This window comes from Xanthobacter autotrophicus (assembly GCF_030015065.1).
Lineage (GTDB): Bacteria > Pseudomonadota > Alphaproteobacteria > Rhizobiales > Xanthobacteraceae > Xanthobacter > Xanthobacter autotrophicus_D.
In genome coordinates, this window is sequence record NZ_JAIVFN010000022.1 from 1 (window position 1) to 23376 (window position 23376).

At 70.2% G+C, this 23376-nt stretch carries 25 protein-coding genes; 13 read left to right on the forward strand and 12 right to left on the reverse strand.

Going from position 1 to position 23376, the window contains the following annotated elements; genetic code table 11:
- The first annotated feature begins 4 nt into the window (after window positions 1-4).
- Together K9U40_RS06855 and K9U40_RS06860 are read left to right on the forward strand one after the other, a co-directional pair.
- Window positions 5-955: a DMT family transporter gene (locus tag K9U40_RS06855; RefSeq protein WP_282889508.1), complete on the forward strand. Its 951-nt coding sequence runs from the start codon at window positions 5-7 to the stop codon at window positions 953-955.
- Between the two features lie 35 nt (window positions 956-990).
- Window positions 991-1542 carry a DUF1036 domain-containing protein gene (locus K9U40_RS06860; RefSeq protein ID WP_414114923.1) on the forward strand — a complete coding sequence of 184 codons (552 nt, stop codon included), beginning with the start codon at window positions 991-993 and terminating at the stop codon, window positions 1540-1542.
- Window positions 1543-1758: 216 nt separating this feature from the next.
- On the opposite strand, the gene K9U40_RS06865 is transcribed toward K9U40_RS06860, so the two are convergent.
- From K9U40_RS06865 to K9U40_RS06890, 6 genes are all read right to left on the reverse strand, one after another.
- A complete protein-coding gene (locus K9U40_RS06865; RefSeq protein ID WP_282889465.1) occupies window positions 1759-2307 on the reverse strand; it encodes a tetratricopeptide repeat protein in 549 nt (182 codons plus the stop codon).
- A 345-nt stretch (window positions 2308-2652) separates the two neighbouring features.
- On the reverse strand, window positions 2653-2778 hold the full coding sequence (gene ykgO / locus K9U40_RS06870) for a type B 50S ribosomal protein L36 (protein ID WP_012114086.1): 126 nt from the start codon (window positions 2776-2778) through the stop codon (window positions 2653-2655).
- Window positions 2779-2925: 147 nt separating this feature from the next.
- Window positions 2926-3408, reverse strand: coding sequence for a 23S rRNA (pseudouridine(1915)-N(3))-methyltransferase RlmH (rlmH, locus tag K9U40_RS06875; protein WP_282889466.1), 483 nt, complete (start codon window positions 3406-3408; stop codon window positions 2926-2928).
- Between the two features lie 32 nt (window positions 3409-3440).
- Complete coding sequence (rsfS, locus tag K9U40_RS06880; RefSeq protein WP_349239418.1) at window positions 3441-3803, reverse strand: ribosome silencing factor; 363 nt, start codon at window positions 3801-3803, stop codon at window positions 3441-3443.
- Between the two features lie 109 nt (window positions 3804-3912).
- Window positions 3913-4569, reverse strand: coding sequence for a nicotinate-nucleotide adenylyltransferase (locus K9U40_RS06885; protein ID WP_282889510.1), 657 nt, complete (start codon window positions 4567-4569; stop codon window positions 3913-3915).
- A gap of 23 nt (window positions 4570-4592) precedes the next feature.
- Window positions 4593-5834, reverse strand: a complete 1242-nt coding sequence (locus K9U40_RS06890; RefSeq protein ID WP_282889511.1) for a glutamate-5-semialdehyde dehydrogenase — start codon at window positions 5832-5834, stop codon at window positions 4593-4595.
- 305 nt (window positions 5835-6139) lie between these two features.
- Between K9U40_RS06890 and K9U40_RS06895 the strand changes: the two genes are divergently transcribed.
- Entirely contained in the window at window positions 6140-6970 is an 831-nt protein-coding gene (locus tag K9U40_RS06895) for an FG-GAP repeat domain-containing protein (protein ID WP_282889468.1), read from the forward strand.
- A 10-nt stretch (window positions 6971-6980) separates the two neighbouring features.
- Here K9U40_RS06895 and proB read toward each other — a convergent pair whose 3' ends face one another.
- Entirely contained in the window at window positions 6981-8141 is a 1161-nt protein-coding gene (gene proB, locus K9U40_RS06900) for a glutamate 5-kinase (protein ID WP_282889469.1), read from the reverse strand.
- 133 nt (window positions 8142-8274) lie between these two features.
- Window positions 8275-9309, reverse strand: a complete 1035-nt coding sequence (gene obgE / locus K9U40_RS06905) for a GTPase ObgE (protein ID WP_282889470.1) — start codon at window positions 9307-9309, stop codon at window positions 8275-8277.
- A gap of 107 nt (window positions 9310-9416) precedes the next feature.
- Here obgE and K9U40_RS06910 point away from each other — a divergent pair, with 107 nt between their 5' ends.
- From K9U40_RS06910 to pdeM, 3 genes are all read left to right on the forward strand, one after another.
- Complete coding sequence (locus K9U40_RS06910; RefSeq protein WP_282889471.1) at window positions 9417-11603, forward strand: primosomal protein N'; 2187 nt, start codon at window positions 9417-9419, stop codon at window positions 11601-11603.
- 20 nt (window positions 11604-11623) lie between these two features.
- Window positions 11624-12085, forward strand: a complete 462-nt coding sequence (locus tag K9U40_RS06915) for an NUDIX hydrolase (protein ID WP_282889472.1) — start codon at window positions 11624-11626, stop codon at window positions 12083-12085.
- A 73-nt stretch (window positions 12086-12158) separates the two neighbouring features.
- Window positions 12159-12866: a ligase-associated DNA damage response endonuclease PdeM gene (pdeM, locus tag K9U40_RS06920; protein WP_282889473.1), complete on the forward strand. Its 708-nt coding sequence runs from the start codon at window positions 12159-12161 to the stop codon at window positions 12864-12866.
- A 19-nt stretch (window positions 12867-12885) separates the two neighbouring features.
- On the opposite strand, the gene K9U40_RS06925 is transcribed toward pdeM, so the two are convergent.
- The 3 genes from K9U40_RS06925 to K9U40_RS06935 form a co-directional block, all read right to left on the reverse strand.
- The gene (locus tag K9U40_RS06925; protein WP_282889474.1) at window positions 12886-13476 is read right to left on the reverse strand and encodes a Smr/MutS family protein; all 591 of its coding nucleotides are present in this window, start codon (window positions 13474-13476) and stop codon (window positions 12886-12888) included.
- The gene (gene mltA, locus K9U40_RS06930) at window positions 13473-14660 is read right to left on the reverse strand and encodes a murein transglycosylase A (protein WP_282889475.1); all 1188 of its coding nucleotides are present in this window, start codon (window positions 14658-14660) and stop codon (window positions 13473-13475) included. Before mltA ends, K9U40_RS06925 begins: the two co-directional genes overlap by 4 nt.
- A gap of 160 nt (window positions 14661-14820) precedes the next feature.
- Window positions 14821-15528 carry a Tim44/TimA family putative adaptor protein gene (locus tag K9U40_RS06935; protein WP_282889476.1) on the reverse strand — a complete coding sequence of 236 codons (708 nt, stop codon included), beginning with the start codon at window positions 15526-15528 and terminating at the stop codon, window positions 14821-14823.
- A 321-nt stretch (window positions 15529-15849) separates the two neighbouring features.
- On the opposite strand from K9U40_RS06935, the gene K9U40_RS06940 reads away from it, so the two are divergent.
- From K9U40_RS06940 to K9U40_RS06960, 5 genes are all read left to right on the forward strand, one after another.
- Window positions 15850-16839 carry a tripartite tricarboxylate transporter substrate binding protein gene (locus K9U40_RS06940; RefSeq protein ID WP_282889477.1) on the forward strand — a complete coding sequence of 330 codons (990 nt, stop codon included), beginning with the start codon at window positions 15850-15852 and terminating at the stop codon, window positions 16837-16839.
- Window positions 16840-16962: 123 nt separating this feature from the next.
- Window positions 16963-17430 carry a tripartite tricarboxylate transporter TctB family protein gene (locus K9U40_RS06945; protein WP_282889478.1) on the forward strand — a complete coding sequence of 156 codons (468 nt, stop codon included), beginning with the start codon at window positions 16963-16965 and terminating at the stop codon, window positions 17428-17430.
- Window positions 17427-18917, forward strand: a complete 1491-nt coding sequence (locus K9U40_RS06950) for a tripartite tricarboxylate transporter permease (RefSeq protein ID WP_282889479.1) — start codon at window positions 17427-17429, stop codon at window positions 18915-18917. Before K9U40_RS06945 ends, K9U40_RS06950 begins: the two co-directional genes overlap by 4 nt.
- A 214-nt stretch (window positions 18918-19131) precedes the next feature.
- Window positions 19132-20073, forward strand: coding sequence for an ROK family protein (locus K9U40_RS06955; RefSeq protein ID WP_282889480.1), 942 nt, complete (start codon window positions 19132-19134; stop codon window positions 20071-20073).
- A gap of 164 nt (window positions 20074-20237) precedes the next feature.
- Window positions 20238-20381, forward strand: coding sequence for a hypothetical protein (locus K9U40_RS06960; RefSeq protein ID WP_282889481.1), 144 nt, complete (start codon window positions 20238-20240; stop codon window positions 20379-20381).
- On the opposite strand, the gene K9U40_RS06965 is transcribed toward K9U40_RS06960, so the two are convergent.
- Window positions 20369-21262 carry a hypothetical protein gene (locus K9U40_RS06965; protein WP_282889482.1) on the reverse strand — a complete coding sequence of 298 codons (894 nt, stop codon included), beginning with the start codon at window positions 21260-21262 and terminating at the stop codon, window positions 20369-20371. The two genes, K9U40_RS06960 and K9U40_RS06965, sit on opposite strands and share 13 nt — an antisense overlap.
- 194 nt (window positions 21263-21456) lie before the next feature.
- Between K9U40_RS06965 and K9U40_RS06970 the strand changes: the two genes are divergently transcribed.
- Window positions 21457-22245, forward strand: a complete 789-nt coding sequence (locus K9U40_RS06970; protein ID WP_282889483.1) for a Bax inhibitor-1/YccA family protein — start codon at window positions 21457-21459, stop codon at window positions 22243-22245.
- 225 nt (window positions 22246-22470) lie between these two features.
- Window positions 22471-23364, forward strand: a complete 894-nt coding sequence (locus tag K9U40_RS06975) for a transketolase (protein ID WP_282889484.1) — start codon at window positions 22471-22473, stop codon at window positions 23362-23364.
- Window positions 23365-23376 lie beyond the last annotated feature (12 nt).

The following is a 23376-nucleotide window of genomic DNA, read 5'->3' on the forward strand; positions in this document are numbered from 1 at the left end:
CTGCGTGACCTCCCCATCTTCCCCGCGCCTTGCCCTCGGCATCGCGACCCTGACGCTCGGCGCCCTCGCCATGGGCGCGTCGGTGCTGTTCGTGCGGCAGGCGGATGTGGGCCCGTTCGCCAGCGCCTTCTGGCGGGTGGCGCTGGCCCTGCCGGTGCTCGCCGCATGGGCCGCGCTGGCGGAAGGCCGCGCCGCGTTCCGGCCGGATCGCACGAGCCTCCTCGCCGGAGCCTTCTTCGCCGGAGACCTGATCTTCTGGCACCTCGCCATCCTCGGCACCACGGTGGCCAATGCCACGGTGCTCGCCACCACCTCCCCGGTCTGGATCACCGCCTTCGCCGTGCTGGTGCTGCGCCAGAAGGTCTCCCGGGCCGGCTGGTGCGGGCTCGGCCTGTGCATCCTGGGCGCGCTGGCGCTGGTGGGCCGCAGCTGGCAGTTCGATCCCGCCCATCTGCCCGGCGATGCCTCAGGCCTCGTCACCGCCATGTTCTTCGCCGGCTATTTCCTCGCGGTCAGCCGCGCCCGCGTCTCCCGTGGCGCGGCGGCGGTGATGCTGGTGTCGACGGCGGCGACCGCCGCGATCCTGTTCGCCGTCGCCCTCCTCGCCGAGCCGACGCTCTGGCCCGCCAGCGCCAAGGGCGCCGCCGCGCTGGTGGCGCTGGCCCTCGTCGCCCAGGTGGGCGGGCAGGGCCTGATGGCGGTGGGCCTCGCCTCCGTCCCGCCCGCCTTCGGGGCGCTGGTGTTCTTTCTGGAGGTGGTGTCGGCGGCAGTGCTGGGCGCCCTCCTTCTCCATGAGCCGATCACCGCGCTCCAGGCCCTGGGCGGGCTCCTCATCCTCGGCGGCCTTGTGGTGGCGCGGCCACGGCCGGGCGAGGCGCCGCCTCGCTCGCGCCCCGATCAGCCGGCAGAAGGAGCCGCGACGGAAGCCGGCCGGTCCGCGGAGAACGGACATTGACGGGCCGGCGCCGGAAAGGCACACACCATCCCGACATGTCCTTCCCCTCCGACGGCATGACCCTGATCGCCCCCCTGCCCCGGCGCGCCATGCGCGTGATGGCGCGCGGCCTGTCCGCAGCCATGCTGGCGCTGTGCGTCGCGGTGCCGGGCGCGGTCCTGTTCGCCACTCCCGCCGCCGCCGAGTTCCGCCTGTGCAACCGCACCCAGAGCCGCATCGGCGTTGCCCTCGGCTACAAGGACGGCGAGATCTGGACCACGGAAGGCTGGTGGAACGTGGCCGCCAACAGCTGTGAGACGCTGATGCGCGGCGACCTGCAGGCCCGCTTCTATTACCTCTACGCCGTGGATTACGACCAGGGCGGGGAATGGGCCGGCAAGGCCTATATGTGCACGCGGGAAAAGGAATTCACCATCAAGAGCGCCGAGGACTGCCTCGCGCGCGGCTTCGACCGCACCGGCTTCTTCGAGGTGGACACCCAGGAGCAGAAGGCCTGGACCGTGCAGCTGACCGAATCGGGCCAGAGCAAGCCGGCGCAGGCCAACGTGCCGCCTCCTCCGCCACCGCCCCCACCCCGGCCCCGGTAGAGCCGGCGGCGCTGCGCCCGGCAGGCGGCAGCGCGTCTCTGCGGGACCCGGATGGGCCGGGCCGTGGCGCCTGGACGGTGACGATCGGGAGATGGAATGATCGCTTGCCGGCCCGGATTTCCGGCACCCGGATTTCCGGCATTGTCGATAGCTGCATCGTCCATGGGCGCTCGGGCGAAATCCGCGCGCACCGCTCAAAGGCCGGCGACCGCAGACTCAGATGTCGCGGCCTTCCACCTTCACGGCAAGCTGGCTTTCCATCTCGTCGGCGCCGTCGAGGCGCGGATTGACGGCCCGCGCCTTGCGCAGCGCCTCCAGCGCGCGCTTGTCGTCGCCCAGCTCGCGCATGATGAGGGCGAGGCCGTAGAGCATGGAATAATGGCGCGGCTCACGCACCAGCACCTCGCGGATGTCGGCGAGGGCGCCGCCATAATCGTCGCGCATGTAGAGGATGGTCGCCCGCTTGCTGAGGGCGCCGATATAATCGGGCTCGATCTCGATGACCTGGTCGAGAAGCTGCAGCGCGAGGTCGAACGCCTTGGCCTCGGCGGCGGCGCCGGCACGCGCCATCAGGAGGTCCACGCTCGGGCTGCCCGAATCGGAGAAGAGCTGGTCGAGCCGGTCCGCGATCATCTTGGAGCTGCGGTCGTCCGGCGCCACCTTCAGCGCGGCGAACAGCCCATCGAGCTGGGTGCGCTTGTCCTTGGGCAGGCGCGGGCGCGCGGGCGCGGCATCCCCATGCGGCGAGGCAGCCGACGGCCCCATCGGCCCGCCCGGAAGCGGAACGGGAACGCGCTCTCCCGGCAGCACGGACTGGGCACCGGCGCCTGCGGACAGGGAGAGCAGGAGAGGGAATGAGAAAAGAAGCGCGACCGGCCGGACGCGCCTCTTCCATCGGCGGAAAGCACGGACGGAAGGGGCGGGAATGGGCGGCGTATCCTCAATCATCGCCTAAGTTTCGGCCCTCGCGCGGATCGCGTCAACTTGCCTGCCGGCGGGAGGCCGGGACGGCGCGGTCACGATGCGGGGAGGCGAACGACTCGAGGACGGGGACAAGAACCACGAGGTCAGGCGATGGCGCGGGCAAATTGGGGACAGCCCGCGCGCGGCTCAGCCCTGGCGCGCCTTGTAGCGCTTCTGGGTCTTGTTGATGATGTAGACGCGGCCCTTGCGGCGGACGAGACGATTGTCCCGGTGGCGCCCGAGCAGCGACTTCAGGGAATTGCGGATCTTCATGACAAACTCTTTCCGGCCGACCGCTGCGCGTCGCCGCGCGGCCCCATCGACGCCGTGTTGCTGGATCGAGCCGGCGTGATAAGGGGCGGCGGGGCCAATGTCAATGCAGGCTGGGCAGTTCGCCGGTCCGTCGTCGCCGCCTGCCCCTCACGCCCGGTGGTAGGGGTGGCCCGACAGGATGGTGACGGCGCGGTAGATCTGTTCCGCCAGCATCACCCGCACCAGCTGGTGCGGGAAGGTGGCGGTGCCGTAGGCGACCATGAGCGTGGCCTTCTCGCGCACCGCATCGCTCAGCCCGTCCGCGCCGCCGATGGCGAAGGCGAGGGCGGGCAGACCGCCGTCGCGCTGGGCGGCCATGCGGGCCGCGAAATCCTCGCTGGACACCTGGCGCCCGCGCGGGTCGAGCACCATCAGCCCCGCCCCCACGGGCAGGGCCGCGAGCAGGGCCGCGCCCTCCTCCGCCATGCGATCCTCGGCGCGACGGGCGGCGGATTCCGCAATCTCGATCATGTCGCAGGGGCCGAGGCCCAGTGGGCGCCCGGCGGGGCGGATGCGGTCCACATAGCGCGTGACGAGGTCACGCTCGGCTCCGGCTTTCAGCCGGCCGACACAGGCGAGGACGAGGCGCACGTTGTTCCTTCAGCCCGCCATCCGGGGACGCATCAGGGGCGCGTCCCGGACCACATCTTCTCGATATTGTAGAAGCTGCGGACCTCGGGCTGGAACACGTGCACGATCACGTCGTTCGCATCGATGAGCACCCAGTCGCAGGCCGGCTGGCCCTCGACCCGCACGTGCTTGATCCCCACCGCCTTCAGCGCCTCGATGAGGTGCTCGGCGACAGCGCCCACGTGCCGCTGCGAGCGGCCGGAGGCGATCACCATATAATCGGCGATGGAGGTCTTGCCACGCAGGTCGATGGAGACGATGTCCTCGGACTTGTCGTCTTCCAGCCGGGCAGTGACGAGGGCGAGAATCTCCGCAGCGTCGGGAAGCGCCTCGGAGACCGTGGCGGGCGGTGTCATCTCAGCGGCCGCCATAAGTGCCGTCGTGGACAGGGGTCCAAATCCTCTTCATGGAGGCGACGGCACACACCGTCGCACATGTACAGAATGGCGTTAAATCAACGAAAATTCAAGATGTTTGGCGCAGCGGGGCGGCAAGCCCCCTGCCGGCGGCCCTGATTCCCGTTGAAGACATGGGGGATTTCAGCCCGTGGAGGAACACCCAGGCGGGGGGCGAAAGGTCCGCCAGAAGGGGGGCGTCGGTCTCGTCGATGCGATAGCGCCCCAGCGCCTGCGCCGCCACGGAGGCGGTGGCGGCAAGGCTCTCGCCCATGCGGTCCACCACCGCCATGGGCATGAGATCGGCGATGGCCCGCCAGCGCTGCCAGCTGTCGAAGCGGGCGAGATTGTCCGCCCCCATGATCCACACGAAGCGCACCCGCGGCAGGCGCCGCGCCAGATAATCCACGGTCTCGTAGCTGTAGCGCACACCGAGATCCGCCTCGAAGCCGGTCACGTCGATGCGCGGATGGCGCGCCACCCGACGCGCGACGGCAACGCGCTCCTCCAGGGGAGGCAGCGCACGATTGTCCTTCAAGGGATTGCCCGGCGTCACCAGCCACCACACCCGGTCGAGCCTGAGGCGCCGCAAGGCGATGAGGCTCGCCGCGCGGTGCGCCTCGTGGGCCGGATTGAAGCTGCCGCCGAACAGGCCCACGCGCAGGCCGTCCGTCACCCACGGCATGTGGCGCGCGGCGCGCGGGCTCACCGCGCCGGCGTCCCGCATCCCCCCGCTGGCGGGCGGGAAGCTCACGGACGGGTCTGCCCCGAGCCGTGGATGCGGTATTTGAACGAGGTCAGCTGCTCGGCACCCACCGGGCCGCGGGCATGCATGCGCCCGGTGGCGATGCCGATCTCCCCGCCGAAGCCGAACTCCCCGCCGTCCGCGAACTGGGTGGAGGCATTGTGGAGTACGATGGCGGAATCCACCTCGGCCAGAAAGCGATCCGCCGCCGCCTGATCCTGCGTCACGATGGAATCCGTGTGGTGGGAGCCGTGGGCCTCGATATGGGCGACGGCGCCCTCCACCCCGTCCACCACCTTGGCGGCGATGATGGCGTCGAGATATTCCGTGTCCCAGTCCTGCGGCGTGGCGGGCTTCACGCGCGTGTCCGCCGCCTGCACCGCATCGTCGCCGCGCACCTCGCAGCCGGCGTCGATGAGCATCTCCACCAGCGGCTTGAGATGGGTGGCGGCCACCGCCTGGTCCACCAGCAGAGTCTCGGCCGCGCCGCAGACGCCGGTGCGGCGCATCTTGGCGTTCAGCACCACGGTCTTGGCCATGTCGAGGTCGGCGGCCTTGTCCACATAGACGTGGTTGATGCCGTCGAGATGGGCGAAGACCGGCACCCGCGCATCGCTCTGCACCCGCGCCACCAGGCTCTTGCCGCCACGGGGCACGATGACATCCATATTATTGTCGAGCCCGGCCAGCATCAGCCCCACCGCCGCCCGGTCGGCCACGGCGACGAACTGCACCGCATCCTCCGGCAGGCCGGCGGCCGCAAGGCCGGCGACGAAGGCGCGGTGGATGGCACCGGACGAGGCGATGCTGTCGGAGCCGCCGCGCAGGATCACCGCGTTGCCGGCGCGCAGGCACAGAGCGGCGGCGTCCGCCGTCACGTTGGGCCGGCTCTCGTAGATGACGCCGATGACGCCCAGCGGCGTGCGCACGCGCTCGATCTTCAAGCCGTTGGGGCGGGTCCAGCTCTCAGTCACCTCGCCCACGGGATCGGGCAGGGCCGCCACCTGCTCCACGCCATCGGCCATGGCCGCGATGCGGGCGGGGGTCAGGGTGAGGCGGTCGAGGAACGAGCCGGTCATGCCGTCCGCCTTGGCCTTGGCCACATCGCCGGCATTGGCGGCGAGGATCTCGGCCGCGGAGGCGCGAATGGCGGCGGCGGCGGCGTGCAGCGCCTGCGTCTTCGCCTCGGGCGCGGTGAGGGCGAGGGTGCGGGAGGCAGCGCGGGCACGCCGGCCCATGTCGGCCATGTAGGCGGCGAGGTCCGCCCCAACGTCCGCCGGCGGCACGGACCGGCCCGCGACGGCGGAAACATCGGTGCGGGCGGCGGAGGCGGTGGCCATGGCGGGGTCTTTCTGACGGATAAGACGATGACGCCTCATAAGATAGGCATCACCATCCTGATTAGCACGTCAGGGGCGAAATGCGACAGACCGGAACAGGGTACCGAAACTACCGGCTCGCGCCATTGTCAGCGGCGACCGGAATCGAAGCGTGGCAGTAATGCCCAGGGTCAACCCATGCGGGTTCTTCCCGCCCAAAGCGAGACTCCATCGTGCGTGCTTTACCTCTGGTCCTGCTCGGCTTTCTTGCCGCGCCGCTCACCGCCGCCACGAGCGTGAATGCCGCGGGCGAACTGCCACAGGCTCGCACGGCGCGCGGCACTGGCACCATTGCCGAGGCCAGACTCGTTCATCCCACCGACCGGTATCGACATTTCGTCCTTGGCGCCGAGGTGGAGGCCGCCGGCCTGCAGGTGCGCCTGAAGAACGGACTGACATTGGCGCTCGACCTTCCGGCCGACCAGGTGTTCGAGGACCGTCGCCCGCGCCTCGCCGATCTCGATGGCGACGGGCGCGACGAGGTGGTGCTGGTGCGGTCGTCGCTGAAAACCGGCTCGGCCATTGTCGTGGTGGCTGAACGCAATGGGACCCTCGCCATTGTCGCGGAAGGTCCGCCGACCGGCGCTCCGCGCCGCTGGCTCAACCCGGCCGGCATCGCCGATTTCGACGGCGACGGCCATCGGGACATCGCCTATGTGCAGCAGCCCCACGCCGTGGGACGGCTCCGCGTCTTCACCCTGCGTAATGGCGCGCTCGTGGAGATCGCCTCCACGGGAAACACCTCCAACCACGTGGCGGGCTCAGACCAGATGGGCCTTGACGCAATTGCCGATTTCGACGGGGACGGTGTGGCCGACCTCGCGGTGCCTAGCTTCGATCGTACCCGGCTGCGCTTCCTCTCCTTCAAGGGCGGCGTACACGAGATTGGCACGAAGCCTTTGAACGGGAAGGCGGCAACGGACTTCACGCTGGTGACAACGGCGGGTCATCCGGTGGTGGAAGTGGGCCTTGCGGGCGGGCGGCGCGAGCGGGTCTCGCCCTGAACCGTGCCCCTCACTCCACCCCCAGCGCCATGTCGTCCCGATGCACCATCTCCGAGCGGCCGGGGACGCCCAGCAGCGTCTCGATCTCGTGGGTGGAGCGGCCCATGATGCGGGCGGCGTGGGTGGAATCGTAGGCCACGAGGCCGCGGCCCACCTCGGCGCCGTCCGGGCCGCGCAGCACCACCGCGTCGCCCCGGTCGAACAGGCCTTCCACCCGCTTCACCCCGGCCGGCAGCAGGCTGGCGCCACGGCGCAGCGCCGCCACGGCGCCATCATCCAGATGCAGCGTGCCGCGCGGCTCCAGCGCCCCGGCGATCCAGCTCTTGCGGGCGCGCACCGGATTGGCGGAGGTGAGGAACCAGGTGCAGCGCCCGCCCTCCCGGATGCGCTTGAGCGGGTTCTTCACATGGCCGGAGGCGATCACCATGTGCGTGCCGGCGGAGGTGGCGATCTTGCCGGCCTCGATCTTGGTGCGCATGCCGCCGCGCGACAGCTCCGAGCCGGCATCCCCGGCGATGGCCTCGATCTCGGCGCCGATGCGCGGCACCACCGGGATGAGGGTGGCGGAGGGGTCCTGCGCCGGCGGGGCGGTATAGAGCCCGTCAATGTCCGAGAGCAGCACCAGGAGGTCAGCGCTCGCCATGGTGGCGACCCGGGCGGCGAGGCGATCGTTGTCGCCGTAGCGGATCTCGGTGGTGGCCACCGTGTCGTTCTCGTTGATGATGGGCACCGCCTTCAGGTCCATCAGCCGGCCGAGGGTGGAACGGGCGTTCAGGTAGCGCCGGCGCTCCTCGGTGTCTCCCAGGGTCAGCAGCACCTGGCCGGCGGTAATCCCGTAATGCCCGAGGATCTGCGCCCAGGTCCGCGACAGGGTGATCTGGCCCACGGCGGCGGCGGCCTGGCTGTCTTCCAGCTTCAGCGGCCCCTTGGGCAGGCCGAGCACGGTGCGCCCCAGCGCGATGGCGCCGGAGGACACCACCATCACCTCGCAGCCCCGCCCATGGAGCGTCGCGATGTCCTCCACCAGCGAGGTGAGCCAGGCGAGCTTCACCCGCCCGTGCTCGCGGTCCACCAGCAAGGCGGAGCCCACCTTGATCACGATGCGGCGGAAGTCGGTGAAGACGGGGGTCTTCGGGGCCGTCGCATCTGAAGTTGAATCTGTCGAAGTCATCGAAGTTCTGGAACCATGCTCGGGCACGCGCCGATCGGATCGCATCGCGATCTGATCGGATAACGCGTTCTCTCACCTTGAGTGTAGAGGGCGATTCACCGAACAAATTGATACAATTTGTCCGGATCGCGCTCTAGGGCCGCCATGCGTCCCGCGGGGCCTCTTCCTTCTCGGCGCCCCGCTCCTGCTCCACCACGCAGAGCAGCAGGCGCAACGCCTCCTGCACCCCCTGGCCCGACTGGGCCGAGACGAGAAGCGGCGTCTTCTTCGCCGCCCGCTTCAGGCGCTCTTTCTGCTGCTTGAGCAGTTCGGGGGACAGCGCATCCACCTTGGACAGGGCCACGATCTCAGGCTTCTCGTCGAGGCCGTTGCCGTAGGCGGCGAGCTCCGCCCGCACGGTCTTGTAGGCCTTGCCGGCGTGCTCGGAGGTACCGTCCACCAGGTGCAGCAGCGCCCGGCAGCGCTCCACATGGCCGAGGAAGCGGTCGCCGATGCCCACTCCCTCGTGCGCGCCCTCGATGAGGCCGGGAATGTCAGCCAGCACGAATTCGCGCCCGTCCACCCGCACCACGCCGAGGCCGGGATGAAGCGTGGTGAAGGGATAGTCGGCGATCTTGGGCTTGGCCGCCGTGGTGGCGGCGAGGAAGGTGGACTTGCCGGCATTGGGCAGGCCCACGAGGCCGGCGTCGGCGATCAGCTTCAGGCGCAGCCAGATCCACCGCTCCTGCCCCTCAAGGCCGGGATTGGCGCGGCGCGGGGCCTGGTTGGTGGAGGTCTTGAACTGGGCGTTGCCGAAGCCGCCGTTGCCACCTTCCAGCAGCTTGACGCGCTGGCCCACCTCGGTGAGGTCGGCGAGGACGGTCTCCTCGTTCTCGTCGAGGATCTGGGTGCCGGCGGGCACCTTCAGCACCACATCGGCGCCGCGGGCGCCGGTGCGGTTGGCGCCCTTGCCGTGGTCGCCCTTCCTGGCCTTGAAATGCTGCTGGTAGCGATAGTCGATGAGCGTGTTGAGGCCGTCCACGCACTCGATCCACACGTCGCCGCCGCGTCCGCCGTCGCCGCCGTCGGGACCGCCGAACTCAATGAATTTCTCGCGCCGGAAGGAGACGCAACCCGCCCCCCCGTCGCCGGAGCGCACATAGACCTTGGCCTGATCGAGGAATTTCATGGGTTGGAGGTAGACGGGAGGCGCCGCAAACGCAAGGGGCGCGCCAGATCCAGGGCCCCTTGCACGTCCCCTTTGACCTTTCCCGCGCCCCGGACCAAAACACCGCCATGAGTGCGCGCACGGTCGATGTCCTCCTGCCCCTGGGCCTCGACACCCCCTATTCCTACCTCCTGCCCGAGGGGATGACGCTCTCCCCCGGCGACCTCGTGCATGTGCCTCTGGGCGCGCGCGGGATGATCGGCTGCGTCTGGCCGCACAACCGCAACGACGGCCCCACCGGCAAGCCGGTGAATGCAACCAAGCTCAAGACGGTAAAGGCGAAGCTGGACTACGTCCCGCTGCCGCCGGAGCTGCTGAAACTCATCGACTGGATGGCCGACTACACCCTCGCCCCGCGCGGCATGGTGCTGCGCATGGCCCTGCGCCACGGGGAAAGCCCCGGCGCCGGCCGCGAGCGGGTGGGTGTGCGCCTCGGCGGCCCCGCCCCGGCGCGCATGACAGCGGCCCGCGCCCGGCTGCTCGATCTCCTCGCTGACGGCTTCGTGCGCGGCAAGTCGGAGGCGGCGCGGGAGGCCGGGGTCTCGCCCTCGGTGGTGGACGGGCTGGTGGACGAAGGCGCGCTCGAAACCGTGGTGCTGCCCCCGGAGCCCGCCGCCTATCCGCCCGACCCGGCTTTCGCCACGCCCACGCTGTCCGAGCCGCAGGCACAGGCCGCGCAGGCATTGAGCGCGGCGGTGGATGCCAAGGGTTTCGGCGTCTTCCTGCTGGACGGCGTCACCGGCTCGGGCAAGACCGAGGTCTATTTCGAGGCGGTGGCGCAGGCGATCCGCGACGGGCGGCAGGCGCTGATCCTGCTGCCGGAAATCGCCCTCACCCAGGCCTTCCTCGATCGCTTCACCACCCGCTTCGGGGTGAAGCCCGCCGAATGGCATTCCGGCGTCTCCACCCGGCGGCGCTCCCGCATCCTCAACGAGGTGGCCTCGGGACAGGTGAAGGTGGTGGCCGGCGCCCGCTCGGCCCTGTTCCTGCCGTTCCGCGACCTCGGCCTGATCGTCGTGGATGAGGAGCACGACCCGGCCTACAAGCAGGAGGACGGCGTCGCCTACCACGCCCGCGACATGGCGGTGGTGCGGGCGCGGCTCGCCGCAGCCCCCATCGTGCTCGCGTCAGCCACCCCCTCCATCGAGACCGAGGTGAATGCCCGGCGCGGGCGCTACCGCCGCCTCGCCCTGCCGGTGCGCTTCGGCGGGGCCAAGGTGCCCGGCCTCTCGCCCATCGACCTGCGCAAGGACGGCCCGCCCAAGGGCCGCTGGATTGCCCCGCGGCTCGAAGCGGAGATCGCCGACACGCTGGAGGCGGGCGGGCAGGCCCTCCTGTTCCTCAACCGGCGGGGCTATGCGCCGCTCACCCTCTGCCACTCCTGCGGGCACCGCATGCGCTGCCCCTCCTGCACGGCGTGGCTGGTGGAACACCGCTTCCGCCGTCGGCTTACCTGCCATCATTGCGGCTATCAGGCCCCGGTGCCGGAGGCCTGCCCCGCCTGCGGCGCCAAGGACAGCCTGATCCCCGTAGGGCCGGGCGTGGAACGGCTTCAGGAGGAAGTGCAGGCGCTGTTTCCCGCCGCCCGTTCCCTCGTCCTGTCCTCCGATCTCGCCGGCGGGGTGGAGCGCATGCGCGCCGAGCTGGACGCCGTGGCCAAGGGCGAGGTGGACGTGGTGGTGGGCACCCAGCTCGTGGCCAAGGGCCACAATTTCCCCGGTCTGGCGCTGGTGGGCGTGGTGGATGCGGACGTGGGCCTCGGCCAGGGCGACCCGCGCGCGGCCGAGCGCACCTTCCAGCTGGTGCACCAGGTGGCCGGGCGCGCCGGGCGCGGCAAGGCGGAAGGGCGCGGCTTCATCCAGACCCACATGCCCGAGCATCCGGTGATGCGCGCGCTGGTGACCGGCGACCGGGACGCTTTCTACGACACCGAGATCGCCGCCCGCGAGGAGGCCCAGCTGCCGCCCTTCGGCCGCATGGCGAGCCTCATCGTCTCCGCCAGCGAGGGCCATGTGGCGGAGGGCCATGCCCGCCGGCTCGCCGCCTCCGCCCCCATAGTGGCGGGGGTGCGCATCCTCGGCCCGGCGGAAGCCCCGCTCGCGGTGCTGCGCGGGCGCCACCGCTGGCGGCTGCTGGTGCGCGCCCCCCGCGCCTTCGACCTATCGCGCTACCTGCGCGACTGGCGGGCCACGGCGCCGAAGGTGACCGGCAACATCCGCGTGGCCATCGACGTGGACCCGCAGAGCTTCTTCTGAACCATCGTCCGGCTGAGCCCATGAGACAGCGCCCCTCCTCCCGCCTTCTGGTCGTGAACGCACAGGGCCACGTGCTGCTGTTCCGGTTCGTGCACCGCACGGGCGCGCTGGCCGGCGCCATCTTCTGGGCGCCGCCGGGTGGCGGGCTCGATGCCGGCGAGAGCTTCGAGCAGGCCGCGTGCCGGGAGCTGCTGGAGGAAACCGGACTTCACATCCCTCATCCCGGTCCGCAGGTCGCCCGTCGGATCGTCACCTTCACCATGCCGGACGGGATCGCGGTGGAGGCGGACGAACGCTATTTCCTCATCCGCGTCGCGACGTTGGAGGTGTCGTCGACGGGCTGGACTGCCGAGGAGCGGGCGGTCGTGGCCGATCACGCATGGTGGTCGCGCGCCGATCTGGCAGGAGCGACCGAACAGGTCTGGCCGGAAGACATGGCCGGGATGCTGGTGGAGGCGGGCGTGTGGGGCGGCTCCCGCTGAGGCCCGCGCACAGGTTATGCGTCCCGCCACTGCCCCGCTTGCCCGCTGCCGGCCATTGGGCACAATCCCCGCCATGCTCGCCCGCGCCGAATCAGTCGAATCCCCCCTCGCCACCATCGTCCTCGCGGGCGCGGAGCTGGTGCTGGACCCATCGGGCGCGCTGGCATGGCCCGACGAGAGGCTGATGGTGGTGGCGGACCTGCATCTGGAGAAGGGCTCCGCCTTCGCCCGGCGCGGCCAGATGCTGCCGCCCTATGACAGCCTCGATACGCTGAGACGCCTTGCCGCCGCCATCGCCGTGCACCAGCCGCGCATGGTGATCGCCCTCGGCGACAGCCTGCATGACCGCTGGGCGCTGGAGCGCATGGCCGATCCGGTCCGCGAGGAGATCCGCCGCATCCAGGCCGGACGAACCTTCATCTGGATCGCCGGCAACCATGACCCGGTGCCCCACGATCTCGGCGGCGAGGGAACGCAGGCGCTGGCCGTCGGCCCGCTGCTGTTCCGCCACGAGCCGGCGGAGGGCCCAGCGCCGGGGGAAGTCTGCGGGCACCTTCATCCCGCGGCCCGCATCGCCCTGCGTGGACGGGGCGTGCGGCGGCGCTGCTTCGTCACCGACGGCAGCCGCATGGTGCTGCCGGCCTTCGGCGCCTATGCGGGGGGCCTGAGCGTGCGCGATCCGGCCATTGCCGGCCTGTTTCCGCCGCGCGGCTTCACCGCCCATCTTCTGGGCGCCGGGCGCACCTACGAGATGCCCGCCTCGGCCTGCCTCGGGGATTGAGGCTCACACCGACTGAAGCTCAGGCTTTGCGCCGGCGGATGCGCACATAGAGCGCGCCTTCCCCGCCATGGCGGCGACCGGCCGATTCGAAGCCCACCACGATCATCCGCAGATCCGGCTCGGCCAGCCACAGGGGCACCGCGCGCTTGAGCACGCCCCGCCCCTCGCCGAAGGCGGGGCCGGTGCTCATGAGCCGCTCGGGATCGCCCTTGCCGGTGATGACCAGCACCACCGAATGCCCCAGCGCCTGCGCCTCCGTGAGGAACAGCCGCAGCCGGCGATGGGCGGCGGCCTGGGTGAGGCCATGCAAATCGAGACGCGCATCCACCTCCGCGCCGCGGCCGAGCCGCCGGCGGGCCTTCGGCTCCAGAGCGGCGAGAGGGGGAGCGGGCGGCACGGCAGGCGGGGCTTTCGGCCGGGCGGCCTTCACAGCCTTCGCCGGAGCAGCAGCGGCGGGCAGCTCCGGCGCCACCGGCGCCGCGTCCGGCACCAGCGGGGCGACATCCTGCGGCACCGCTGGCAGCTTCAGCGGCTTCACCGAGCGCACCACATGGTCCCAGAGCGCGCGCTCCTCAGCCGAGAGCTGCCGCCGTCGCCCGCGCCGGCTCATCGGGAGCGTCCCGGCGTCTCCGCAGGCGCGAAGCGCGGCACCAGCAAGGTGAAGGCGCCGGAATGGCGGATGCGCCCGGCCACCGCGCCGGCCTCGGGCCCGGTGCCGAAATAAAGGTCCGCCCGCGCCGGCCCGACAATGGCCGAGCCGGTATCCTGCGCGATCATGAGGCGACGGAACGGCTCGCGGCTGCCGGGGGCGGAAAGCGGCAGGTCCGCCGCCACGAACACCGGCGCGCCATAGGTGTAGAGCTTGCGATCCACCGCGATGGAGCGGCCGGCGGTCAGCGGCACGCCCTCAGCGCCCATGGCGCCGGCCTCCGCGCCGAGGTCGAGGGTCTTGAAGAAGACGTAGGACGGGTTCTCGCGCCGCAGCGCCCGGCCGGCCTCCGGATCTGCTTCCATGAAGGCGCGGATGCGGTCCATGGACATCTCCTCCCGCGGCACGAGGCCCCGCGCGATGAGAAGCCGGCCCACGGGCAGATAGGGATGGCCGTTATAGCCGTCATAGTTGAGCCGCAGCACCCGCCCGTCCGGCAGCCGGATCCGGGCCGAGCCCTGGATCTGCATGAAGAACAGGTCGATGGGGTCCTTCAGCCATGCGACTTCGAGCCCCCGGCCGGCCAGCGCCCCGTCCTCGATGGCGGCGCGGTCGAAATAGGGCACGAGGGCGTCGCCGTCCCGCCGCAAGGCGCCGCCCGAATTGGGGGTGGGGCCGCCGCCGCTCATCAGGAGGTCGGCGGGCCGGCCATAGACCGGCACGTCGAAGCCGTTGCCGGGCGCCAGCGCGCCAGCCACCTCCGGCTCGTAATAGCCGGTGAAGAAGCCTTCGCCCCCCTTGTCCGGCACCACCCGGTAGGGGCGGAAATTGGCCTCGAAGAACAGCCGCGCCACCTGCCGCGACGGCGCCTGCGTGCCCAGCGCCGCGGCGGCGGCGCAGGCATGGGCGAGGCCTGCGACCAGCGTCGGAACCGAGGCCGGGCCCACTTCGGCCGGCGGGGTGCGGCGGGCGGCGCAGCTGTTCAGGAAGGTCCGGAAGGCGCTGGCGTGGTCGTCCGCCGCCCAGCCGTCCATGGCGCCGAAGGCCACCGGAACCAGCTTCGCCCCGTCGATGGCGGGCGGGGGAACCTCGCTCAGCATGAGCGCGCGGGCCGGCGTGGCTGCAAGGGCGGCTGCAAGCGCCACCGCCCGGCAGAGCCCGCGTGCGCGGACTCCGGCCGCACCCGCGATCCGGCGGCGACCGGCGGACCAGCCGAGGTCCCGGCCTTGCGCATCGCCGTGAACACGGGCGCGTGCATGGCCGCCGCCCACACCAGGAGTGACCACGGCCCGCCCCACCTCTGCCTCACTGGGCGGCTTCGGTGGCCACCAGCTTCCAGTTGGGATCACGCGTGCCGAGGTCGCGGGCGAAGGTCCACACGTCGGTCACGTCGGCGACCGTGTCCGGGCTGCCGTCCACCACGGCGCCGTCGGGGCCGCGGGTGACCGAGATGAGCTTGGACACGAAGCGCACCGTGAGCTGGGCATTGCGGGCGCGCACGGTCACGTCCTGGAGCTCGGCCTGCTCGATGGCGACGAAGCGCGATTCCATGGTCTCGCGGCGGCTCTCGCGGTCGGCGATGGCGGCAACGAAACCGTCATAGACATCCTTGGCGAGCAGATCCTTGAGCATGCGGCGGTCGCCGGCGGCGAACGCGGTCACGATCATTTCATAAGCGGCGCGCGCGCCGGTCAGGAAGTGCTTGGCGTCGAAGTCGGGCTCGATGCGGGCGATCTCGTCGAGGGCTGCCGCCGTGGCGGTGCCCTCCTCGGCCACGCCTTCCCAGCGATAGGCCGGCGGGGCTTCGTCCACCGGGGCCGGGGCGCCGGGCACGGGGCGCTCGGGCAGGGGCACGACCTTGTCGGTCGCCGGTTGCGGCGGGCGGGCGGTATCGCGGGAATAGGGATCGTAAGGCGGCCGCTCGCGCCCGGTCCTTTGCCCGAGCACGCTGCGCAGTCGCACGAAGATGAAGACCGCGAGGGCCAGGAAGATGATCGTGTAAATGTCGAGCACTGCGCTTCGCCATGCCTTTCGGGCGCCGCGGTGAGCCGCACCGCCCTGTTGCCGTGTACCAGTGCCACCCCGCCGACACGCCGCGCGACGACACCGATCTCCGCTTATGTACGTCGAAGCTGCGGTCCCGCCAGCCCCCGCCTGCAAGAGACGCACAATTTGACCGAACGCACAATTTCCCCGTGAGCTTACGGCACGTGAGCCACCGGCGCCACCTCGCCACCGTCGCAGCCCGGCGTTGACCCATGGAAAGCGGCCCCTTAAGGTAAATCAAAACGATTAAGTTCCGGTCCCGAAATCCGGTTCTCCAGGGAGTGAAACATGCGCCGGCTCTTGCTCGCGGGGCTTGCCCTCGCCGCGTCCACCTTTGCAACCTTCACCGCCGCGACCCTTTCCGCCCCCGCCGCCATGGCGGCCTATCCCGATCGCCCCGTCACCCTCATCGTGCCCTGGGGCGCGGGCGGCGGCACCGATGCGGTGGCCCGCATCGTCGCCTCCCTGCTGGAGAAGGACCTCGGCCAGCCGGTGGCGGTGGTCAACCGCACCGGCGGACAGGGCGTGGTCGGGCACCAGGCCATCGCCGATGCGACGCCGGACGGCTACACCATCGGCATCGTCACGGTCGAGATCGCGATGATGCACTGGCAGGGGCTGACCCAGCTGTCCGGCGCCTCCTATACGCCGCTGGCGCTCATGAACGACGACCCGGCGGGGGTGCAGGTGCGCGCGGACGCGCCCTACAAGACCCTCGACGACCTGCTGGCCGACATCAAGGCCAACCCCGGCAGGTTCAAGGCCTCCGGCACCGGGCAGGGCGGCATCTGGCACCTCGCTCTCGCCGGCATGCTCTCCTCGGTCAAGATGGATCCGAAGAGCGTGCCGTGGGTGCCCTCCAACGGCGCCGCGGCGGGGCTCCAGGACCTCATGGCCGGCGGCGTGCAGGTGGTCACCTGCTCCCTGCCCGAGGCCCGCTCGCTCATCGACGCGGGCCGGGTGAAGAGCCTCGCCATCATGAGCACCGAACGCTCCAAGCTCATGCCCGCCATCCCCACCCTCAAGGAGGCGGCGGGCTCCCCGTGGACCATCGGCGCCTGGCGCGGCATCGTCGGTCCCAAGGGCCTCGACAAGGCCATTTCCGACAAGCTGCAGGCCGCCCTCAGGAAGGCCTACGACAGCAAGGAATACCAGGACTTCCTGTCCGGCCGCGGCTTCGGCGGGCGCTATGCGGACGGCCCGGGCTTCGCCGCCTTCATGGCCCAATCCGACGCCTCCCTCGGTGCTGTGATGAAGGAAGTCGGGCTCGCCAAGTAGTCCCCGGCGCTATCCGCCGCGTCGCGCGCCCGACAGCGACACCAGGGGCCGGCCACCGCCGGCCCACCGCCGGCCCCGGCCCATCCTCCATCCCCTGCCCGCCTCCAACGCCGGAACCGCATCATGCGCTTCAGCGACCTTTTCCTCGGGCTCGTCGTCCTCGGCGGCGCGGCCCTGCTGTTCTGGGCCGCATCCGGATTGCCGTCCGTTCCGGGCCAGAGCTACGGTGCCGACACCTTCCCGGTCCTGACCGCCGCGGGGCTTGCGGCCTGCGGCTTCATCCTGACCGTGGGCGCGGTGCGTGCCGGCCCGTTCCCGCTCGTCGAAGCCACCTGGGTGCGCGAGCCCGGAGCCCCGTTCCGCGCCGGGGCCACCATCGCGCTGGTGCTCGCCTATCTCGTCCTGGCGCCGCTGCTGGGCTTCGTGCTGGCCGCGACGATCACCCTCTTCGGCCTGTTCATGCTGGTGCGGGTGCGTCCGGTGACCGGCGCCGCGGTTGCGGCCGTGACCGCCCTCATCATCCATCTGTCGTTCAGCCTGCTGCTGCGGGTGCCTCTCCCGCGCGGGCTGGTGGAGGGCCTCCTGCCATGAATGCGGTCATCGCCGGCATCGAGATGGTGCTGCACTGGCACGTGCTCGCGACCATCTTCGTCGCCGCCGCCTTCGGCCTTCTGGTGGGCGCCATCCCCGGCCTCACCGCCACCATGGCCATCGCGCTCCTCGTCCCCGTCACCTTCTTCATGGACCCCATCTCGGCGGTGGGGGCCATGATCTCCTGCTCGGCCATGGCCATCTTCGCCGGCGACATCCCCGCGACCCTGATGCGCATGCCCGGAACACCGGCCTCCGCCGCCTATTCCGAGGAGTGCTACGCCATGACCCGCAAGGGCGAGGCGGAGGTGGCGCTCGGCGCCAACGTGCTGTTCTCGGCCCTGGGAGGCCTGTTCGGCACCGCCATCCTCATCGTGTCCGCGCCGGTCCTTGCCGAGGTGGCGCTGGGCTTCTCGTCGTTCGAATATTTCTGGCTGGCGCTGCTGGGGCTCACCTGCGCCATCTTCATCGGCTCCGGCTCACCGGTGAAGGGGCTGGTCTCCCTGTTCCTCGGCCTGTTCGTGGCCCAGATCGGCATCGACAACCCGGCCGGCACCCCGCGCTTCACCTTCGGCAACACCAACCTGCTCGGCGGCATCGACTTCATCCCGGCCATGATCGGCCTGTTCGCCATGTCGGAGGTGATCCGCACCATGGCCTCCGGCGCCCGCGACTGGTCGGTGCGCCAGACCGCGCTGGGCAACCCCTTGAAGGGCTGGGGGCGGCTGATGGTGAAATACTGGCCGCAGCAGCTGCGCGGCAATATCACCGGCACCGCCATCGGCATCCTGCCCGGCGCCGGAGCCGACATCGCCGCCTGGGTCTCCTACGCCATGAGCCGCAAGCTCTCGAAGACCCCGGAGAAGTTCGGCACCGGCCACGTGGAAGGCATCATCGAGAGCACCTCGTCCAACAATGCGGCGCTGGCGGGGGCCTGGGTACCGGCGCTGGTGTTCGGCATTCCCGGCGACAGCATCACCGCCATCGTCATCGGCGTGCTCTACCTGAAGGGGCTCAATCCAGGACCGACCCTGTTCCTCAACAACCCGGAATCCATCTACGCGGTGTTCACCGTCTTCGTCATCGCCAACCTCGCCATGATCCCGCTCGGGCTCGCGGCGCTGAAGGCGGGGACGGCGCTGCTGCGCTTCCCACGCAATATCCTCATCCCGCTCATCCTCATGTTCTGCATCGTCGGCGCCTATGCGGTGAACAACTCGGCCTATGGCGTGGTGTTGATGGTGGTGTTCGGGGTGCTCGGCTTCCTGATGGAGGAGCACGACATTCCAGTGGCGCCGTGCGTGCTGGGCATCGTGCTCGGCAAGATGCTGGAGGAGAGCTTCGTCACCTCCATGATCAAGTCGGACGGCAACCTCCTCGCCTTCTTCGAGCGGCCGATCTCGGCCGGGCTCGGGGTCGTGACCCTGCTGGTGCTGATCCTGCCGGTGTGGTCGGCCATCCGCGCCCGCCGCGCCGCCGCAACCTGACGCAGCCGCTCGAAAAGGAGGCCGCCCCCGGCGGCGGCGGAGCGGCAGCAGGCGCTTGCGTCCAGCCTGCGCATGGCGCACTAAAACACGCGCGGACCGGCTTGGACGGGCTGGTCCGCGCACGCGTATGCATCAGGGCGCTCAGCGCTGTGGGCCTCGATCGCAGCCGCATCGTCGCCGGCAAGCGGGGCGCACCCATCCATCGGACTCTCCCATGGCTCCCACCGTATTGCTTGCGGACATCGGCGGAACCACCACGCGCATCGCCCGCGCCGGCGTGGACGGCGTCCCGTTCGACATCCGTCTCGAGGCCAACGATTCCTACGGCTCCATCGAGGATCTGCTGAAGACCTACCTCGATTCCCTCGGCGGCGAACCGCCCCGCTGCGCGGCCCTCGCCGTCGCCGGGCCCATCGACGGCGACGCCGTGCGGCTCACCAACCGCCCCTGGCGTTTCTCCACCGCGGCGCTGGCCCAGGAGCTGTCGTTCCTGCGCCTCACCGTGCTCAACGATTTCGAGGCCTTCGCCCACGGCCTGCCCCTGCTCACCCGCGACGACCTGATGGAAGTGGGCACGGGCCGCGCGGTGGCCGGCGCGCCCATGCTGCTGTCCGGCCCCGGAACCGGGCTCGGCACCGCCCTCATCCTGCCCCGGGAGGAAGGATACGAGGTGCTTGCGAGCGAGGCCGGGCACATGCGCCTCGGCGCCGTGACCACGGACGAGGCCCGCATCGTCGCCCATCTGGTGCGCGACCTGGGGCCGGTCTCGGTGGAGCACGTGCTCTCCGGCCCCGGGCTGGTGCGGCTGCACCGCATCCTCTCCGGCGAGCAGCAATCCTCCCACGCCATCATCAAGGCGGCGCTGGACGGCCAGCGCCAGGAGAAGGAGAGCTGCCACATCTTCCTGCGCCTGCTCGGCCGGGTGCTGGGCGATCTCGCCCTCGCCTTCGACGCCAAAGGCGGCATCTATGTGGGCGGCGGCATCGGCCGGGCCATGGCACCCCTGTTCGCCGAAAGCCCGTTCCGCGCCGCGTTCGAGGAGCACCCGCCCTATCTGGACCGCCTGTCCCTCATGCCCATCCACGTGGTCACCCACGCCACGCCCGGCCTGATCGGCATCGGCGAGATCGGCCGGCGCCTGCTGGTGGACATATAGGGATCGCCCAGGCCGCGCGCCCCTCAGGCCGCCGCCGCGCAGGCGGCCTCCCGCTCGCAGAATGCCGCCACCATGGCCGCGAGGTCCCGCGTGGCGGCGCCGGCGGGGTCCGCCACGCTGAGGGCGAGTTCCGTGGGCGGCACCGGTGACCATGCGCCCGGCCGATGCCGCCGCTCGGGCTCGTGTTCGGCTGGCTGCTCCTGGGCGAGAAGGCGCCGCCCTTCGACCTCATGGGCATCGTGCCCATCGCGCGGGGCATCCGCCTCGTCACCGCCGTGCCCGAGACGCGGGACGGTCAGAAGCGGTAGAAGCCGGTGAGCACCACGCCGTTCTCCTGCGGCGCGTTGCGGGCGAAGACGGTGGACACGAAGGCGAGCCCCAGCGCCATGGCCGCGCTCAGGTCGTAGGCCGCGCCGAGCTGAAGCTTGTAATATTCATACGAGGTGCCGAAATACGGCCCCTCCCCGGCGCCTTCCGAAACCACGTTGAAGGACTGGAAGAGAAGCTGCCAGCGCTCCGCCACGCGCACGCCCAGGGTCAGGTCGAGATGAAACTCGTCGGGCGGGTCGCCGAAGCGCAGGCGCTGCGCCGCCTCCACATCAAGGAAGGCGGCCTTGCCGAAGAACGGGAACGACCAGCCGGCAAGCAGCCTGAGGTCGAGCTCGGCATCCTCGTAACCCACCGCCGCAGCGCTCCGGGAATTGCCGGTGCCGGGCAGGCGGCCGACCACCTGCGCGGAGACCACCGTGTCGTTCTCGTTGTAGAGCCGCACCCGCGCGCCAAGGTCCGTATAGCCCGGACCGGCATAGGACGAGGGGAACGGGTCACCCAGGTCCACGGCGAGGAATTGCGGGGCCGCGATCAGGGTCAGCCAGTCGGACACGCCGTACTCGAAGGCGAGGGTCACCTCCACCTTGTCGTAGGGCCGGCTGTCGTAGAGATCGGAGGACGGGCCGAACTCGGAACCGGAATGGACGGCGCTGCCCTGGAGGATGACCTGCCCGCGTCCCTCCTCCTGCGTCCAGGCTCCCGCCTCCGCGGCGCGCGGCGCGACGGGCAGAATTGCAAGGTGCGCCGCAGCAACGATCAGCGCGCGTGAAGCCGCGACGCCCCATGGCGCCCGGCGCCCGCAATGCCCCGCGGCACAAGGCTGTCCTTCGCTCCGGCCGCGCCCCACCGCCGTTTCCATGAAACCGTCGCCCCCACCAGATGCAATTATATGCAGGTGCGAAGGCAGGTCACCACCTGACGTAAAGTGACCTTGCGTAAATTTCATCCCGGCTTGTCTTGCCGCCCCTTCGCGAACCCACCATATTGACGCCGGATGCGAAGGGATGGCCTCGGCTACCGGCGCATCACTCGATTTCTCAAAGGGGAACGACGATGTCCGATTATGATCGCAACGTCGCCGGGCGTTTCAACCCGTCGGTGGCACGCTCGCAGGCCGCGATCGACCAGGGCCTCCGCGCGTACATGCTCAGCGTCTACAACTACATGGCGCTGGGCCTCGCCATTACGGGTGCGGCGGCGCTCGGCATTTACCTGCTGTCGGTGACCACCGATCCGAGCCAGGCGGCCGGTCGCGTGGCAGGCGGCATCATGCTGACGCAGTTCGGCTACGCGCTGTTCGTGAGCCCGCTCAAGTGGGTGGTGATGCTCGCCCCGCTGGCCGCGGTGTTTTTCCTGAGCTTCCGCATCGAGCGCATGAGCGTCTCGGCAGCGCAGATCACCTTCTGGGTGTATGCGGCGCTGGTGGGCGTATCGCTCTCCACGATCTTCCTCGTGTATACTCACGAGAGCATCGTGCGGGTGTTCTTCATCACCGCGGCTTCCTTCGGCGCGCTGAGCCTCTACGGCTACACCACGCAGAAGGACCTGAGCGGCATGGGCTCCTTCCTGATGATGGGCCTGTTCGGCATCATCATCGCCTCGCTGGTGAACATCTTCCTCGGCTCGACGATGCTGCAGTTCATCGTCTCCGTAGTGGGCGTGCTGGTGTTCGCGGGCCTCACCGCCTACGACACCCAGCGCATCAAGGAGATGTACTTTGCCGGCGACGACGTGGCCGTCGCGGGGAAGAAGGCCATCATGGGCGCCCTCGCGCTCTACCTGGACTTCATCAACCTGTTCATGATGCTGCTCCAGCTGTTTGGCAACCGCGGCAACGACTGACGCCAAAAGCCTCACGGGCTTGAGGATCATCCTTTCAGGGCCCCGGCATTTGCCGGGGCCTTTTCTTTTGGGCTCCCCCGCCCCACGCCTGCCGCGGCTCGCTCCGAAAGGGCCCTAGGCATCCGCCTTGATAGATGATATATCATATTTTATTAAACGACGGAGCCGCAGCGCCACCCGGCCGGCAACCTGCCGGCCCGGGGAGCGCCCAGACAGAGAGCCTTCATGAGCGTAAGCGAACGCACCCTGGCCCCCGACACGCGGCGGGCCTCCAATTTCCGCCCGACGGCGGAAACCCTTGCCATGCTCCGCGAGAAGGCGCGCTTCGTGCGGCTGGAGACCATCCGGCTGATCGAGGTGGCGAAGGTCGGCCACTACAGCTCGGTGTTCTCCGCCGCCGAGATCTTCGCCGCGCTCTATTACGACGTCATGGACATCACCAAGGGCGCGCCGCGCCGGCCCGACCGCGACCGCTTCCTGATGGGCAAGGGCCATGCCGCCGTGGGCCTGTTCCCCATCCTCGCCGAGCTCGGCTACATCGACCGCGAGACGCTGGACAACTACACCCGCCTCGGCAACCCGCTGGGCGACCACCCGGACATGCGCAAGGTGCCGGGCATCGACTTCTCCTCCGGCTCCATCGGCCACGCGCTCTCTGCCGGCCTCGGCATGGCCTTGGGCGGGCGGATGCAGGGCCGCGCCTTCAACGTCTTCGTCATGCTCGGCGACGGCGAGATGCAGGAGGGCCAAGTGTGGGAGGCGGCCATCTCGGCGGCCCACCACAAGGCCTCGAACCTCGTCGCCATCGTCGACCGCAACGGCTTCCAGCTCGATGGCGCGGTGGACGACGTGATGGGCATCGAGCCCCTGGACGAGAAATGGCGCGCCTTCGGCTGGGATGTCCATACCGTGGACGGCCACGACCTCGACGCCCTCACCACCCTGCTGCGGCAGGTGAAGGCGGACGAGGCGCGCACCAGGCCCTGTTGCATCATCGCCCGCACCCTGAAGGGCAAGGGCGTCTCCTACATGGAGACCGAGCCCGGCTGGCACCTCGGCTATCTCGATCCCTCGGACGCCGCCCGCGCCGTCGAGGAAATCATGACCCGCACCATCTGAGCCGAGGACACG

Coding starts and splice junctions, on each gene's coding strand:
- K9U40_RS06860 (WP_414114923.1), top strand. CDS start 991: ATGTCCTTCCCCTCCGACGGCATGACCCTGATCGCCCCCCTGCCCCGG.
- K9U40_RS06865 (WP_282889465.1), bottom strand. CDS start 2,307: ATGGGGCCGTCGGCTGCCTCGCCGCATGGGGATGCCGCGCCCGCGCGC.
- ykgO (WP_012114086.1), bottom strand. CDS start 2,778: ATGAAGATCCGCAATTCCCTGAAGTCGCTGCTCGGGCGCCACCGGGAC.
- rsfS (WP_349239418.1), bottom strand. CDS start 3,803: ATGACACCGCCCGCCACGGTCTCCGAGGCGCTTCCCGACGCTGCGGAG.
- K9U40_RS06885 (WP_282889510.1), bottom strand. CDS start 4,569: ATGCGGGACGCCGGCGCGGTGAGCCCGCGCGCCGCGCGCCACATGCCG.
- K9U40_RS06890 (WP_282889511.1), bottom strand. CDS start 5,834: ATGGCCGACATGGGCCGGCGTGCCCGCGCTGCCTCCCGCACCCTCGCC.
- proB (WP_282889469.1), bottom strand. CDS start 8,141: ATGACTTCGACAGATTCAACTTCAGATGCGACGGCCCCGAAGACCCCC.
- obgE (WP_282889470.1), bottom strand. CDS start 9,309: ATGAAATTCCTCGATCAGGCCAAGGTCTATGTGCGCTCCGGCGACGGG.
- K9U40_RS06910 (WP_282889471.1), top strand. CDS start 9,417: ATGAGTGCGCGCACGGTCGATGTCCTCCTGCCCCTGGGCCTCGACACC.
- K9U40_RS06915 (WP_282889472.1), top strand. CDS start 11,624: ATGAGACAGCGCCCCTCCTCCCGCCTTCTGGTCGTGAACGCACAGGGC.
- pdeM (WP_282889473.1), top strand. CDS start 12,159: ATGCTCGCCCGCGCCGAATCAGTCGAATCCCCCCTCGCCACCATCGTC.
- K9U40_RS06925 (WP_282889474.1), bottom strand. CDS start 13,476: ATGAGCCGGCGCGGGCGACGGCGGCAGCTCTCGGCTGAGGAGCGCGCG.
- K9U40_RS06940 (WP_282889477.1), top strand. CDS start 15,850: ATGCGCCGGCTCTTGCTCGCGGGGCTTGCCCTCGCCGCGTCCACCTTT.
- K9U40_RS06945 (WP_282889478.1), top strand. CDS start 16,963: ATGCGCTTCAGCGACCTTTTCCTCGGGCTCGTCGTCCTCGGCGGCGCG.
- K9U40_RS06950 (WP_282889479.1), top strand. CDS start 17,427: ATGAATGCGGTCATCGCCGGCATCGAGATGGTGCTGCACTGGCACGTG.
- K9U40_RS06955 (WP_282889480.1), top strand. CDS start 19,132: ATGGCTCCCACCGTATTGCTTGCGGACATCGGCGGAACCACCACGCGC.
- K9U40_RS06960 (WP_282889481.1), top strand. CDS start 20,238: ATGCCGCCGCTCGGGCTCGTGTTCGGCTGGCTGCTCCTGGGCGAGAAG.
- K9U40_RS06965 (WP_282889482.1), bottom strand. CDS start 21,262: ATGGAAACGGCGGTGGGGCGCGGCCGGAGCGAAGGACAGCCTTGTGCC.
- K9U40_RS06970 (WP_282889483.1), top strand. CDS start 21,457: ATGTCCGATTATGATCGCAACGTCGCCGGGCGTTTCAACCCGTCGGTG.
- K9U40_RS06975 (WP_282889484.1), top strand. CDS start 22,471: ATGAGCGTAAGCGAACGCACCCTGGCCCCCGACACGCGGCGGGCCTCC.